A 15,776-nucleotide genomic window follows, 5' to 3' on the forward strand; every position below is an offset into this window, starting at 1 on the left:
TGTACATTGGCTTGGCGATACACAAAACAGGAACAGACATGTTAAAACGACACTATAAAACACTATTGCTTATTGTGATTGGCGTATTGATGGGGGTGGCGGCGACGGTATTTATTCAACCGAATACCGCTTTGAGCGACACATCAAATCCCCCAATGACTGAACGTAAAATCCTGTTTTGGTACGATCCGATGTACCCTGCAACCAAGTTTGATAAACCGGGTCCATCGCCATTTATGGATATGGACTTAGTGCCAAAATACGCTGACGAAGGCGGGGATGATGCGCTTGGCGTCACCATTAACCCAACCCAAACCCAAAACTTAGGGTTACGTACGGATGTTGCCACGATGGGGCAATTGCATTATCGGCAAGACTTACCCGCGAATGTCAATTTTAATCAATACCAATATCACACGATACAAGCAAGGGCATCAGGGTTTGTTGAAAAAACATACCCGCTGGCAGTCGGTGATTATGTTCAGGTGGGCGACGCGTTAGTGGATGTGACAGTGACTGATTGGGTCGCGGCGCAAAGTGAATACTTAACGTTGCTCAGTCATAACGCCTCAGCGACGTTATTAAACGGTGTACGTGACAGATTATACCTTGCGGGTATGTCTAACGAACTGATTGAACAGCTAAAACGCACCAAACAGATCCAAAGCTATATCACGATTCGGGCACCACAAAGCGGTGTACTGACCAGCTTTGACATCCGCAATGGCATGACTCTTAACAAATCCGCAACCATTGCGACAATTGAGGGGATCGATCCGGTTTGGGTGGTGGCCTCACTGCCAGAATCATTGAGCGCTTTATTGAATGAACACAGTGTGTTAACCGTTAGTACGCGCGCTTTGCCGGGGCAGTCTTTTGTGGTAAAAGATTGGCAAATCTTGGCGGATGCACAAAGTGCAACCCGAACGCTCAGCTTGCGTCTCATTGTTGATAACCCAAATCACACCCTAAAACCGGGCATGACCGCAACGGTACAACTGGCAACAACCAGTGATGACTATGTGTTAGTACCATCGCAAGCGATTATTGATACCGGCCTTGAGCAGCGCGTTATCACGCAAGATCGTGACGGGCATTTCATCCCGAAAACGGTAAGCATCTACGCTGAAAGTCAAGGTCAAACGGCATTACTGTCAGGGTTGACGGTGGGCGAAAAAGTGGTCACATCGGGGCTATTTTTAATCGATTCTGAAGCGAACATCAATGGTGCGCTAGAACGTATGCGCCAAACCCAAGCGACACAAACTTTGCAACACACTGATCACCAACACGAGGCGCAATAATGATTAAGTGGATTATTCAAAAATCCGTCGCCAATCGTTTATTGGTGATAATGGGCGTTTTATTGCTGTCCGTTTGGGGTGCATGGACAACCTATAAAACCCCGGTTGATGCGTTACCGGATTTGTCCGATGTGCAGGTGATTATTCGCACCAACTTCCCAGGGCAAGCCCCACAAATTGTTGAAAACCAAGTGACCTACCCCTTAACCACGACCATGTTGTCTGTACCCGGTGCTAAAACGGTGCGTGGCTTTTCATCATTTGGTGAGTCATATGTGTATATTATTTTTGATGATAATACCGACTTATATTGGGCGCGTTCACGGGTATTAGAGTATTTAAATCAAGTGCAGGGCAAGTTACCATCGGGCGTGGTGCCGATGCTAGGGCCCGATGCCACAGGCGTTGGCTGGATTTATGAATATGCGTTAGTTGATCGCAGCAGCCAACATGACTTGGCCGAGTTACGTTCATTACAAGATTGGTTTTTAAAGTTTGAACTCAAAACCATTCCGAATGTGGCGGAAGTTGCCAGTGTGGGTGGTGTGGTAAAAGCCTACCAAGTGGTGGTCGATCCGCTTAAATTGATTCAATACAATGTGTCATTAGCCCAGCTAAAACAGGCGATAAACAGCGCCAATCAAGAAATGGGCGGTTCGGTGATTGAACTGGCGGAAGCCGAGTACATGGTTCGTGCTAGCGGGTATTTACAATCAATTGAGGATTTTAACCGCATTGTATTAAAAACCGAAGCGGGCGCTATTCCTGTTTACTTAAAAGACGTGGCACGCGTCCAACTTGGGCCGGATATGCGCCGTGGCATTGCAGAGCTTAACGGTGAAGGTGAAGTGGTGGGTGGCATCATTATTTTACGTTCAGGCGAAAATGCCCGTGAGGTCATCAGCCAAGTAAAAGCCAAATTAGCTGATTTACAAAGTAGCCTACCTGCGGGGGTTGAGGTTGTCACCACTTATGATCGTAGCCAACTGATCGACCGTGCTATTGATAATTTAAGTAGCAAATTGATTGAAGAGTTTATCGTTGTTGCATTAGTGTGTGTGGTGTTTTTATGGCATGTGAGATCGGCATTGGTGGCGATCATTTCGTTACCGCTGGGGTTATTTATTGCGTTTATTATGATGTACTACCAAGGGATCAATGCCAATATCATGTCGCTAGGGGGGATTGCGATTGCGATTGGCGCCATGGTCGATGCTGCCGTTGTGATGATTGAAAATGCCCATAAAAAACTCGAACAATGGCAACATGAACACCCTCATCAAACACTGAGTGCAACCCAGCGTTGGCATGTGATTACTGACGCATCAATTGAAGTTGGGCCGGCATTATTCATCAGCTTACTGATTATTACGTTGTCGTTTATCCCGATCTTTACCCTTGAAGGGCAAGAAGGCAAACTATTTTCACCGTTGGCTTTCACCAAAACTTATGCGATGGCAGGTGCTGCGGCACTTTCTATCGTGGTGATTCCGATTTTAATGGGCTTTTGGATCCGCGGTAAAATCCCCAATGAAAACGCGAACCCGCTTAATCGACTGCTGATCAAAGCCTATAGCCCCTTGATTCATGTGGTGCTAAAACACGCCAAATTGACGTTATTGATTGCCGCCGTGCTCTTACTGTCGATTATTTGGCCACTAGGGCGCATTGGCGGGGAGTTTTTACCGCGCATTAATGAGGGGGATCTGCTGTACATGCCATCGACCTTACCGGGCGTGTCATCAGGGCAAGTGTCGCACATTTTGCAAGTGACCGATAAACTGATCAAAACGGTGCCCGAAGTCGATACTGTATTTGGTAAAGCGGGCAAAGCAGAAACCGCAACCGACTCAGCCCCAATGGAAATGATTGAAACCACTATTCGCTTAAAACCGCAGTCGCAATGGCGCGAGGGCATGACCCTTGATAAAATCATCGACGAGCTCGATAACACAGTACGTTTACCGGGGCTGGCAAACCTATGGGTACCGCCGATTCGTAACCGCATCGACATGCTATCAACTGGCGTGAAAAGTGCGATTGGCATTAAAGTGTCGGGCACTGATCTGGCGGACATTGATCAGGTTGCTCAGCACGTTGAGGAGGTCGCTAAACAGGTGCCAGGTGTGGTGTCAGCACTGGCTGAACGTTTAACCGGTGGGCGCTATGTGGATGTGGATATTAACCGTGAGCAAATTGCCCGTTATGGCATGAACATTAACGATGTGCAGCTTTTTGTGGCATCAGCGATTGGTGGCCAGATGATTGGCGACACCACTGAAGGTATTGCCCGTTACCCAATTAACCTGCGCTATGCGCAAGATTACCGCCATAATCTTGATAGCTTACGCCGCTTACCCATCTTAACGCCACAAGGGCAATACATTACCCTTGCTGATGTGGCGGATGTCGGCATTAGTAGCGGTGCGCCAATGCTAAAAACTGAAAATGCACGGCCAGCAAGTTGGGTGTATATCGATGCCCGTGGCCGTGACATGGTATCGGTAGTACATGACTTACAAACCGCGATTAATCAGCACGTCAAACTGAAAGCTGGGGTGAGCATTTCTTATACCGGGCAATTTGAACTGCTTGAACGCGCCACCAGCCGACTGCAAATGATGATCCCGATGACGTTACTCATTATTTTTACTTTACTGTATATTGCCTTTCGACGAATTGATGAAGCACTGCTGATTATTACCAGCATACCGTTTGCCTTGATTGGTGGTTTTTGGTTTTTATATATGCAAGGGTTTCATTTATCAGTGGCAACGGGTACGGGCTTTATTGCACTGGCAGGGGTATCGGCCGAATTTGGGGTAGTGATGTTGCTGTATTTGCGACAAGCTATTGAAGCCAGCCAACACCAGTTGGGTAAGCTGCAATTAACCGATGACGAACTGGACGAGGCCATCTACCACGGCGCCGTGCTACGCGTACGGCCAAAAGCCATGACGGTTGCGGTAATCATTGCTGGGCTAGTGCCGATTTTATTAGGCAGTGGCACGGGGTCAGAAGTCATGAGCCGCATTGCTGCACCGATGGTTGGTGGCATGATCACGGCACCGTTATTATCGATGTTTGTGATCCCAGCTGCTTATAAGCTGATCTGGCGCCAGCGCTTAAAACGACTGGCTCACACCCCTATGCAAAATTCGTGATTTTTTACACTATAATTATAGGTTACGACAATAATTTAACGAAAATTAGGTGGAATTTGCGAGGCAACTCGCAAATTTAATACTGATTTTATGCCAGTTTGCGATCTGTATCGCAAAAGGGTTTGTTGTTTTTAAGTTTAAGTTGTGGGCTTAGCTTGCTGTTAAAGCGATATTAGGCTGGAGGAGCAATCGGGCAAAGAAACTTAACATTAATCTGACGCCATTAATAAGCCGTGTTTTTACACTATAATTATAGGTTACGACAATAATTTAACGAAAATTAGGTGGAATTTGCGAGGCAACTCGCAAATTTAATATTCATTTCATGCTAGTTTGCGATCTGCATCGCAAAATCAAATTCTGTTTTACTCGCTAACACCTTGAAAATACATCAACAAAAATAGGCATGGTTTGTGTATTTGCGTTTTAACTTAATGGTAAATTGTGCTATATTTTGTCATCAAATGACTTGGCACAGGCAATCAAATGGATATTAAACTCGGTAAAAATGACAAAAAATATATCGAAGGCACCGATGACGTGTTTAGTATTATGCAGCGCATACTGATGCGAGATAATAAAATCGACCGCGATAAAGAACATTTTTGGATCATCGGCATGAACGAAGCCGGATTTATTTTGTATATCGAGTTGATCGCCTTAGGTACAGTGCGCATTGTGCCCGTTGAACCGATGAACGTATTCCGCGTTGCCGTCATGAAAAACGCCACCCGCGTGATTGCTGTGCATAATCACCCAGCCGGCAGCTTAACCCCGTCAGATGCTGACAAAGACATCACCGATCGCTTAATTCAAGTCGGGCGCATTTTAAATGTTGCCGTGATTGACCACCTCATCATTACCCCTGAACACTATGTCAGCTTCCGCCAAATTGACCTGATGGACGAACTTGAGCAAAGCCTAAAATATGTGCCAACCTATCAAGTGGTTGAGCAGATTCGCAAGGAAGAAAAGGTGATTGCGAAAGAGCGACTAGAAGTCGAAAAAGGAAAAACTAAAACAGCTGAGGAAAAGGCAAGGGCGGCAAAAGAGTTAGTAAAAGCAGAACGAGAACATAAAAAATTATTAATCGATGCACTACTTGATAAAGGTGTTGATCTGGAAACAGTAGCTAAGATTCTTGAGATTCCAGTTAGTGATGTTAAGAAGCTAGTTAAAAAGAAAACGGTTAAAGCAAAAGAGTAGTGAGTGTCAAAAATGCGAGTGTCTCGCATTTTTTGTGGTTTAAATATAAGAGAATAAATTCAAAATAACTTTATGACAATGTATATCGAACGGCACTTAAACGATAACAAAGGAAATCAAATTCACGAAAAGGATATATTTGATTCCTCAACATGTGCCATAATTCTCGGTGAGCCGGGTGCGGGAAAAACTGATTTATTAAATAACCTTGCTAATAAATTTGAAACAAAATGCTTTTCAGCTTCCGACTTTAGACTTTTACCTTTGTGTGAAAATCTTCAAACTCTTATTGTTGATGGTTTTGATGAAGTAACTAAGCTTGATCAGTATTCGATTGATTTAATAATAAAAAAAATATTTGAAGTGCAACCTAAAAACTTAATTTTATCTTGTAGAGCAAGTGAGTGGAGCAAAAAAAGTTTTGATAGGTTAATTAAAATCGGAACAGAATTAGAATCTAAAACCTATTATTTAACGGCTTTTAGTCTAATTGAACAGCGTCTGTATATTGAAGAAAAACATCCATCAATAAATTTCATAACATTTATTACAGATGTTGCTCGATTAGGATTTAGTGAGCTTCTATCTAATCCACTATTTCTAAAACTGTTTTCATTAACTTATGCGCAAAGCAATAAAGTTTGTGATTCAAAAATAGAATTATTCGATGAATCAATTGAGAAACTTGCGGCTGAACACAATGAATATCATCAGCATAACCGAAGATATTCATCGAATCAGATCATTACAGCATCGGAACAAATTTTTGCCAAATTGTTGCTATCTGGTTATTCAGGTGTCACTTTAAGAGAAGCATTACAAAATGAAAATTATTGTTATTTATATGCTCTAACCAAAGATATAGATAAACACTTGTTAGAATATACAATTGAGTCACAATTATTTAAACCAGCCAACTCCTCAGATTTATATATCCCAGTTCATCGCCTTATTGCTGAAATATCAGCAGCTAAATATTTAAGTCGACGAATTGGTGATGAAAAAGATCAACTTACCTTGAAGCGTTGTTTGTCGATCATTGCTCCAAATAATCTACTAAGACAGGAGTTAAGGGGGCTCATCAGTTGGTTAACTCTTTTTGTAAAAGATGAATATCAACACATATTAATTGAGCTTGATCCTTATTCTATAATTGCCAATGGTGACTCAAAATCATTATCTTTATCTACAAAAATTAAATTACTACATGCGCTTGCTAAGTTAGAAAAAAATGATCCTTATTTCAGGCGTAATGATATACGACCAATAGCGGATAGTCGGCATTTTTTTACATATGAAATGATTGAAGAGGTAAAAATAATACTTTCTAGAACAGGCAATAGCGATTTATTTGATTTAGTTTTACGATCTTTAGAAGATGTTGATAATAATATTATTATTGCTTTATTTGATACACTAAGCGATGTTTTATTTGATGTTAATCAAGATAAATATAATCGCATGTATGCGTTAAAAGTGCTATCAAAAATTCCCATTTTTGAAGTTCAAACGGTATTAGAACGGTTTATCACTGAAAATAGTCTAGCTTCTTTAGAACTGTGTGATTATTTAATTGAACATTGTGATACGTCAAATATTGATAAAAAGTATTTTTTACAATTATTTAAGCTTTTCATACCATTATATAATAACCATTCAGATGAATGGGATGGGAAATTCAATCATAATTTAGTGAAATATGTTGTACAAAAACTGAATCTGATTACAGTTGAATATTTACTTGATGAATTATCTTCAGATATTAAATGTATCTGTGGAAAAGATAATTATAATTGTTATTGCAAGACAGGGATAAGTACAATTATTGGGCAACTGTTTGATCGCTATTTTGAATTGCAAATAATGACTAATTATGCCTCTGCTGAAAGAATGTATAGTTGGATAAAAGATTTATATTTTCATCAGACTATCACATCAGACAAATCACTATCCGTAAAATCTTTACAAGAAAATAATACGCTTAGGCAAAGCATTCAATTATTAATATTTAGTCATTCATACGATGTTAGACAAACAAAGCAAATAATTACACATATTCATTCTGGATTAGAACTTTCATTAGATGATACTCAATTCATAATTGAGTATGCATACGAAAATAATAATTTATTTTTGTGGGAAGGCTTTTATCATCCTCATTTCCTTAAAAGAAGTAATGATGAATTGCAATCAATTAGAATGTTGATGAAACATCATGCTAACCATAAGCCTGAATTTATGAAAACATGGGCTAAATTTAATAACAGCAAAACTAAGAGGGAACTTCAAAAAATTAGTTCTGTCGGTCGTAACTATCGTCGACTGCGAAAACGTTGGGAAAAAAGAAACAGAACAAAAAAACAACAAGATCAAGAATATATTACAAAGCATTATGAGGATATAAAACAAGGTAAACATTGGGGATTGTTACAAATATTTGCGTATGATTATTTAGTTAACCCAACAAATAAAAAAGTTGAATATGATCCTGAATTATCGATTAAGGCACTTAAAAATAGTTTGCCATTTGTTATAGAGAATTTGCCGACAGTGGAACTGACAATACAGGAAAATTGGCAAAGTTTTATTATGGTGTGCCATGCGATTACGTTATTGTTTTTTCGTGAAGAGTGTTTATTAAATCGTTTGCCACCCGATATGCTGAAACTCGTTAAATATGATATTAGGTCATATTATAGTAGTGAGACTTATTTACCTGATGAAAAAAATAGGTTCAAACAAGCAATTGATCACTGCCTGTTTGATGATACATATAGTCAAGAAGATTATTTTAGAGAGTTCATTACTCCTCGATTACAAAAAAATACACCACATGTCGATTTAAGTATTCTTTATGAGCAAGATAAGTTGGTACCTTGTGCTGAAAAGCTATCGAAAGAGTGGCTAGAAGTTTATAGTAAACACTCATCGATTGATACAACAAAAACTCTTTTTGACATGTGTATCACTTACGAAAGTAACCAAGATTTTTTAAAAGATTTCATAACGGAACAATGCAATTATTATCGAGATGTATGGGGTTATGAACCACCAGCTATTAGTACAATAGCTAAAAGAAAATTTTGGTATATTCGTGAGTTTTTATTAATTGGTGAACTTGATTTTGTTTGGAATGCATTAAAGTGTGATAAAAATATAGTGTTAGATTTTAATAGTATTATCAATCATTATTCACATCATAAGCATTCATGGGCAAAGTTTACTGCGGATAAAGTCTATAAAATATTAGATGCTTTTATCCTTGTCTGGCCTGAGGTTGAATTATCTCTAATTTTTGGCTCAGGAAGCCCACCGGGAGAATTAGCTTACCATTTTCTACAAGATCTTATTTGGTATTTAGATAAAGATGAACCAGAAAATACTATCTCTATGATTGATAAAATGCTTAGTGATGAGCGATTTGTTAGTTTTTACAGGTCACTTAAACATATTCAATATACTGCACAACAAAAAAGGGCGTTAGGTTGCTATTCACCACCTACGATTAATCAAATTATACAATTTTTAGACCAGAATCGTATCGCTTCGGTTGAAGACTTACGTTCCCTTTTAATTGAAAAATTTGAAGAAGTACAAAAGTACTTAAAAGGTGCAGAAACCGATCCCTTAACGGTCTTTTATAAAGATGGCAAACATATAGAGGAAAATACCGCAAGGAATCGATTGGTTGAATATTTAAAACCTAAAGTCGAACCATTAAATATTGTTGTATCTATTGAGCATCATATGGCCTCAAGCAATCGTTGTGATATTACATGCACAGTTTCAATTGATGGTAAGCAAAATCTACTTGTGATAGAAGTAAAAGGACAATGGCATAAAGAATTATATAGCGCAGCTAAGAAACAATTGTACGAGCGCTATGCTATTCATCCTAATGCAGCAGATCAAGGAATATATTTAGTGTTATGGTATGGTAAACATGTTGAAATCGCTGGTAAAAAATCTTCAACTATTAACTCTCCAGAAGAGTTGAAAGATTCAATAGAAAAAGAAATACCGAAAGAATTAATAGGGAAGATTGATGTTTTTGTTCTGGATCTGTCGGAGCAAACTTAATCAGATTCCCCCATTAGCAATCAAATAACAAATAAGATAAACTCTACCAACGTGAATAACCATCAACTCGACATCTATGAAGCTATGTGATTTTAAACCTAACCCTCTGCTTGCGCCGTATATCAATCGATATTGGTCGTGGCAAGACGAGTGCCATTTGCCGGATATCTTGCCGGGCAGTGGGGCGGAGTTGTTTTTTTATTATCAGCAACCGGCAAATAAAATTACGGTTGATTCACATATCGTCAAGCAAGCATCGTCGGTGTTGATTGCGCCGCGCACGACACGCTTTCAGTTTCAGCAACATAGCCCGTTATCGTTCATATCCGTGCGATTTAAAATTGGCGCTTTACGTCATTTTTGCCCGATGCCAACGATTGAATTGACCGATAAGTTATATTCCGTTCAAGATTTGTGGGGCAATAAAGGCGAGCAGGTTTTACATCAGGTGTGCGCAGCACCGAGTCATGCGTCACGCATTGATATCATTGAGCAGTTTTTGATGAGCCAATTGGCGATCAATTTTAAACATGAGCACCCATGGCTTGATTACGCTTTTCATCAGATTTATTACCGGCAATCCACCTTAGATGCCGTTATTGACGAGACGCACATTGGTGTGCGCCATTTTCAACGTGTGGTGAAGCAAAACAGCGGTGTCAGCCCTAAATATTTGCAACGCATCATCAAAATACAGGCGGTAATTCGTTATTTACTGCTGCACAAAAAAACACAATATTTAGATTGTGCTTTGTCACATGGTTATTATGATCAGTCCCATTTTATTAAAGACTTTAAGCATTTTACGGAACAAACGCCCACCGATTACTTTCAAGACGCTAACTTCATGTCGCATTTTTACAATCCCCCTTTACGTTAATTACGCATAATTGCTAGCAGTTAAACCGACATACAATGATAAGGAGAACATAATGTCACTTAAAGCTGCATTTATTTTTATTGCTCAAGAAGGTAACCCAACCATTCACCATGGCTTAGTCGAAACAGGCAGCGTGTCCGTTGGCACGTATGCGGTAAACAGTTACACCGCCGCGGCTGAACTGGCCAAAGAGTTGGTTAATGAAGGTTTTATTGCTATTGAGTTATGTGGTGGGTTTGGGATTGAAGGCGTTGCCAAAGTTAAACAAGCAGTAAATGATAAAATCGTCGTGGGCGTTGTGCGTTTTGATCATCACCCTGGCTTAGGGCACATCAGCGGTGACGATGTGTTTGAATAAGCACGATTCACGCTCATCCATCATCATTTTGCGAGTTCGCTCGCAAAATGAACATGTGGGGCTGGATTTATTTACCTTGATGTGATTTTCACGTATTAGCTTATCACTATCGGCTAGCGGGTATTGGATTTAACCCATTTAGTCGCACTGACTCTGTGCCAATAAACTTAACCCCATTTGATTAACGCTTTAAACATACCAATTTAGTGCATTGATAATGACCATACACAGAATTAAAAATAGGTAAAACATCAGTAAAGTCAGTACTGTGCGCCCAAAACTGGCCAGCCAACTTTTTCGCCGAATGGCGTATTCAACGCTTGCAAACAGCAACGAAAAGAGTAGGCCAATGATGGAGGGAATAACCACCAACGCAAGTAGTGCATCAACCGGATCGAGAAAAAACATCGTATTATACCTTATGCTTAGGGAGTGTTAGGCTAAAACAGGTTAGCCGATGGATAGATGACACGGTAATCGTACCTTGATGGGCAGCGATGATTGAAGCCGTAATTGCCAGCCCCAATCCTACACCCTCTTTGCCGTGGCTGCGCACACGATCAGCACGGTAAAAGCGTTCAAACAGGTGCGGTAAATGCGTTTCATCAATAGTGTCGCCTGTATTTTTGACAGTTAATAACACGTGGTCAGTGTGCTCGCTAATCTCCAGTGCTATAACGGTACCGGCTTCGCCATAGTTGATTGCGTTGGCGATCAGGTTGCTGATGGCTCGGCGCAATAAGTTCTTATCACCACACAGCATGGCTTGACCGGTCAGCTGGAGTGTCATTGATTTGTCCTGCGCTAAGTAATCATAAAATTCAAACAGTTGGTTGATTTCATCATGCAATGCAAATGGTGCAGGTTCAGGCTGAATTAAGCCATGATCGGACTTGGCTAAAAACAGTAGGTTTGTCACCATGCGAGTTAGCTGATCGAGCGCTTCGGCATTATCTTGCATGGCTTTTTGGTATTCTGCAACGCTGCGCGGCCTTGATAACATGACCTGATTTTGCATTTTTAGGGTACTCAGTGGCGTACGCAGTTCATGTGCCAAGTCAGATGAAAAACCAATCAAACGTTGGAACGAGTGATGTAACCGATCTAACATGGCGTTATACGTGGCAGTTAGCTGTGCGATTTCAGCATAGCTTTGGCTGACGGGGATACGTTGGTCAAGGTTATTGACGGTGATTTGTTCGGTCTGTTGCATCAATGTATGCAGCGGGCTTAAGCCTTTTTTTGCTACTAAGCAGGCCAATAACCCCATTAATAACGCCGCGATGGCAATGCTAAACCATATTGAGTAACGAAACGACGCTAAAAAGGTTTCATGGTGATTAATATTGAGGGCCACGATTAAAGTGGCAGGTTTGCCCAGTAAGTCAATTGGCTGAGTCAGCATGCGGTAGCTGTTTTGTGGGCCATATCTGCTACTAAGCTGTTGACTGAGTGCTTCCTCAATCATTGCTGGTGTGGTAATCGGATGATTATTATCTTGATATACGGGTTGATTATGGTCATCAACAATCAAGACGCTAAAACCGTGTTCATTGTGTGCGGCATCATTTGCAACATGATTTAGGGTGCTTGGCAGTTGGTTGAGTTCGGTCACATTATGCAGGCGATGGATAAGGTGTTTGCTTTGGGCGCTTAGCATCATCCGGTCTTGCGAAATAAAATGTTGATTGACCGCATAAAGCACGGCAACGCCCAGTAACAGTAATACCAATAGTGCCGCCGCTGAAAACATCACGGCTAAACGAAAGGTGAGCGAGTGCATCATGCGCCTTAACATTGGCGTTTGTCCTCAAGCACATACCCCATGCCACGTAAGGTGTGGATTAATTTCGGCTCATAGTTATCATCGATTTTACTGCGTAAACGGCGCATGGCAACGTCAATGACGTTGGTGTCGCTGTCAAAGTTCATGTCCCACACTTGCGAGGCGATTAACGAGCGGGTTAAGACTTCACCTTGCCGGCGTAACATCAATTCAAGGAGTGCAAACTCTTTGGCGGTTAAGTCAATGCGTGTGCCACTGCGGATCACAAAGCGTCGTTTAATATCAAGCTCTAAGTCGGCGATTTTTAATAATGAGGCATCATTCACATTGAGCATCGAACGGCGCAGTAGGGTACGAATACGCGCTATTAATTCCGAAAAGTCAAACGGCTTAACAAGGTAATCATCAGCGCCCATCTCAAGCCCTTTCACCCGATCTGAAACCTGATCACGTGCAGAGAGCAATAAAATGGGCATCTGTTTACCCGCGTGGCGCACCGCATTTAAAATGGCCAGTCCATCAAGTTTAGGCAACATAATATCAAGAATAATCAGGTCGTATTCTTGAGTGAGCGCTTGATGTAAGCCATCGACGCCATCATGCAATAAATCCACAATATAACCCGATTCGGTTAAACCTTGTTTAAGGTAATCGGCCATGCTTTGATTATCTTCGACGATAAGGAGTTTCATCTTGGTTTGGTCGTTATCACGCTAGAAAACAATAGCGTTATTGTATCACTGTTAGGCGATGATGTAATCAAGTGCACGATTAGTTAACTTTGTATATAATAGTGTCAATTATAATAAATAAAATAGGTTTGGATGATGGTCAGTATTTGGTTGGTTGAAGATGAAGCAACTATTGCAGATACCTTGGTTTATAAGCTTGAAAGCGAGCGCTTTAAGGTCCGTTGGTTTGAACGTGGGCAATTGCTGTTACAAGCCTTAGAGCAAGCCAAAACCTTGCCCAGTTTATTGATTTTAGATGTTGGCTTACCCGATATTATTGGTTTTGATTTGGCCAAGTTGATTTTAGCCAAATACGATATACCGATTATATTTTTAACGGCCCGTAATGAAGAGGTCGACCGTATTGTGGGGCTTGAAATTGGTGCCGATGATTATATCGCTAAGCCGTTTTCACCCCGAGAAGTATTAGCCCGCGTTAAAGTGATTTTACGTCGAGTTGTGCGCCAGCAATCAAGTGGCGCGATTGTACAAATTGGGCCATTTTTATTAGATGAAGATAGCGCATTTATTCGCTATTATGATAAGCCATTAAAGTTGACACGTTATGAGTATTTGTTATTAAAAACATTTTTGTCGGCACCCAATCGTGTGTTTTCAAGAGCTCAGTTAATGGAGCGGGTTTGGCAGGATAATTTAGAGTCAATGGAACGCACAATTGATACCCATATAAAAACAATAAGGCAAAAATTAGTGGCAGTGAATTCGTCCTCTGATCTTCCGATTCAAACACATCGTGGATTAGGGTATTCGTTAAGTATTTTATAAGGCATTAGGTATGCGTATTGGTTTACAGCTTTTATTAGGTTATGTCCTGGTTGCAATGTTAGCCTGTTACTTGGTGTTTACCATCTTTTTGCAAGAGGTAAAACCGACAGTAAGGCGTGCGACCGAGGGGATGTTAATCGATACGGCATCACTGCTTGCAACGATAGTTGCAGAAGAACTCACGTCATTGGATCAAGTCAAAAAGAGCGCGTTTGGCGAAGCCTTTCGCAATGTGAATAGCTCACCGATTAAAGCCAATATTGATGGCATCATTAAAGATAAAATGGCTTACCGCGTCTATATTACCGATAAAAACGGGCTGGTGATTTTTGATTCGGACAAGCAAGATGAAGGCAAAGACTTTTCGCGCTGGAATGATGTGTATTTAACCTTACGTGGCAAATATGGCGCACGTACCACCCGCACGGACCCAAGTGATCCCAGCAGTTCAGTGATGTACGTCGCGGCGCCAATTAAAATTGACGGTGAACTTGTTGGGGTATTAACGGTATCAAAACCAAATCAGGCGATGTCCGTGATTATTGATAAGGGTGAACGTCGCATTTTAATTGGTGGCGGCATTTTAATTAGTGTGGCGTTATTGATTGGGGTGTTTATCATTTGGTGGATTAACCGCTCAATTAAAAAATTGGTGCGTTATGCCAATCAAGTATCAAACCGTGAAAACACCATTTTACCTAAGTTAGGTTCACCTGAGCTTAAAGCATTAGCCAACGCTTTAGAAGAGATGCGCTTAAAGCTTGACGGTAAAGATTATATTGAAAAATATATCCACACCTTAGCCCATGAATTAAAAAGCCCGCTGTCATCGATTCGCGCCGCAACCGAGATACTGCAAGATTCTAATGATAAGATGTTATTGCAAACCGAAAACCTGACCAATGTCAAAAAGACCCAATCACGCTTTTTAAATAATATTGATCAGCAAACTGAGCGCATGAGTGTGTTAATTGAACGTATGTTACAGCTCGCGCGACTTGAAAGTCGTGTGGGGGTCAATTTTAAATCGGTCAATATGCGTGAGCTTATTGAGCAGTTAATTGATAGCAAATTGGTTGAAGCACAGTTATTAGGTATTGAGTTAGTTACGATTGAAAATGAAGCGGTAAAAGTGAAAGGCGATCAATTTTTGCTGACTCAGGCGCTCAGTAATGTATTGAGTAATGCGTTAGATTTTACACCAAGCGGTGGCCAAATCGAAATCAATGCGACGGTAAAAGGCGAGTATTATTCGGTCGAAATTAAAGACACCGGTACGGGGATTCCGGATTATGCGATTAATCGTATTTATGAACGTTTTTACTCACTACCAAGGCCAAATAAAGGCAAAAGCAGCGGACTTGGCTTATCGTTTGTTAAAGAAGTTGCGATTGTTCATAATGGCTCAATATTGATTGAAAACCGCCCAGATCGGCAAGGTACAGTTGCCACATTGATGATTAAAATTGCCTAACAAGAGG

At 40.8% G+C, this 15,776-nt stretch carries 11 protein-coding genes; 8 read left to right on the top strand and 3 right to left on the bottom strand.

The annotated features are described in order from the left end of the window. Positions 1–38: 38 nt before the first annotated feature. The 6 genes from ABEA36_RS02375 (at position 39) to ABEA36_RS02400 (ending at position 10,992) form a co-directional block, all read left to right on the top strand. On the top strand, positions 39–1,304 hold the full coding sequence (locus ABEA36_RS02375) for an efflux RND transporter periplasmic adaptor subunit (protein ID WP_345488407.1): 1,266 nt from the start codon (positions 39–41) through the stop codon (positions 1,302–1,304). After that, positions 1,304–4,468 carry an efflux RND transporter permease subunit gene (locus ABEA36_RS02380; RefSeq protein ID WP_345488409.1) on the top strand — a complete coding sequence of 1,055 codons (3,165 nt, stop codon included), beginning with the start codon at positions 1,304–1,306 and terminating at the stop codon, positions 4,466–4,468. The genes ABEA36_RS02375 and ABEA36_RS02380 overlap by 1 nt, the downstream gene beginning before the upstream one ends. Positions 4,469–4,954: 486 nt before the next feature. Continuing rightward, positions 4,955–5,674 (top strand): JAB domain-containing protein, encoded by a 720-nt coding sequence (locus ABEA36_RS02385; RefSeq protein ID WP_345488411.1) that lies wholly within the window; start codon positions 4,955–4,957, stop codon positions 5,672–5,674. A 72-nt stretch (positions 5,675–5,746) separates the two neighbouring features. Then, positions 5,747–9,754: an NACHT domain-containing antiphage protein EruA gene (locus ABEA36_RS02390; RefSeq protein WP_345488413.1), complete on the top strand. Its 4,008-nt coding sequence runs from the start codon at positions 5,747–5,749 to the stop codon at positions 9,752–9,754. Positions 9,755–9,830: 76 nt separating this feature from the next. Further along, positions 9,831–10,634, top strand: coding sequence for an AraC family transcriptional regulator (locus ABEA36_RS02395; protein ID WP_345488415.1), 804 nt, complete (start codon positions 9,831–9,833; stop codon positions 10,632–10,634). Positions 10,635–10,686: 52 nt separating this feature from the next. Then, entirely contained in the window at positions 10,687–10,992 is a 306-nt protein-coding gene (locus tag ABEA36_RS02400; protein WP_345488416.1) for a DUF6506 family protein, read from the top strand. 189 nt (positions 10,993–11,181) lie between these two features. On the opposite strand, the gene ABEA36_RS02405 is transcribed toward ABEA36_RS02400, so the two are convergent. Genes ABEA36_RS02405 through ABEA36_RS02415 form a run of 3 tightly spaced genes read right to left on the bottom strand, consistent with a single transcriptional unit; the run spans position 11,182 to position 13,470 of the window. Further along, positions 11,182–11,400, bottom strand: coding sequence for a hypothetical protein (locus tag ABEA36_RS02405; RefSeq protein WP_345488417.1), 219 nt, complete (start codon positions 11,398–11,400; stop codon positions 11,182–11,184). A 4-nt stretch (positions 11,401–11,404) separates the two neighbouring features. Then, a complete protein-coding gene (locus tag ABEA36_RS02410) occupies positions 11,405–12,790 on the bottom strand; it encodes a heavy metal sensor histidine kinase (protein ID WP_345488419.1) in 1,386 nt (461 codons plus the stop codon). After that, positions 12,784–13,470 (bottom strand): heavy metal response regulator transcription factor, encoded by a 687-nt coding sequence (locus ABEA36_RS02415; protein WP_345488421.1) that lies wholly within the window; start codon positions 13,468–13,470, stop codon positions 12,784–12,786. Before ABEA36_RS02415 ends, ABEA36_RS02410 begins: the two co-directional genes overlap by 7 nt. Before the next feature lie 132 nt (positions 13,471–13,602). Between ABEA36_RS02415 and creB the strand changes: the two genes are divergently transcribed. Continuing rightward, positions 13,603–14,295: a two-component system response regulator CreB gene (gene creB / locus ABEA36_RS02420; protein ID WP_345488423.1), complete on the top strand. Its 693-nt coding sequence runs from the start codon at positions 13,603–13,605 to the stop codon at positions 14,293–14,295. A gap of 10 nt (positions 14,296–14,305) precedes the next feature. Next, complete coding sequence (gene creC / locus ABEA36_RS02425; protein ID WP_345488425.1) at positions 14,306–15,769, top strand: two-component system sensor histidine kinase CreC; 1,464 nt, start codon at positions 14,306–14,308, stop codon at positions 15,767–15,769. The last annotated feature ends 7 nt before the right edge of the window (positions 15,770–15,776 follow it).

The sequence above is a fragment of the Orbus sasakiae genome, assembly GCF_039542345.1.
Taxonomy (GTDB): domain Bacteria; phylum Pseudomonadota; class Gammaproteobacteria; order Enterobacterales; family Orbaceae; genus Orbus; species Orbus sasakiae.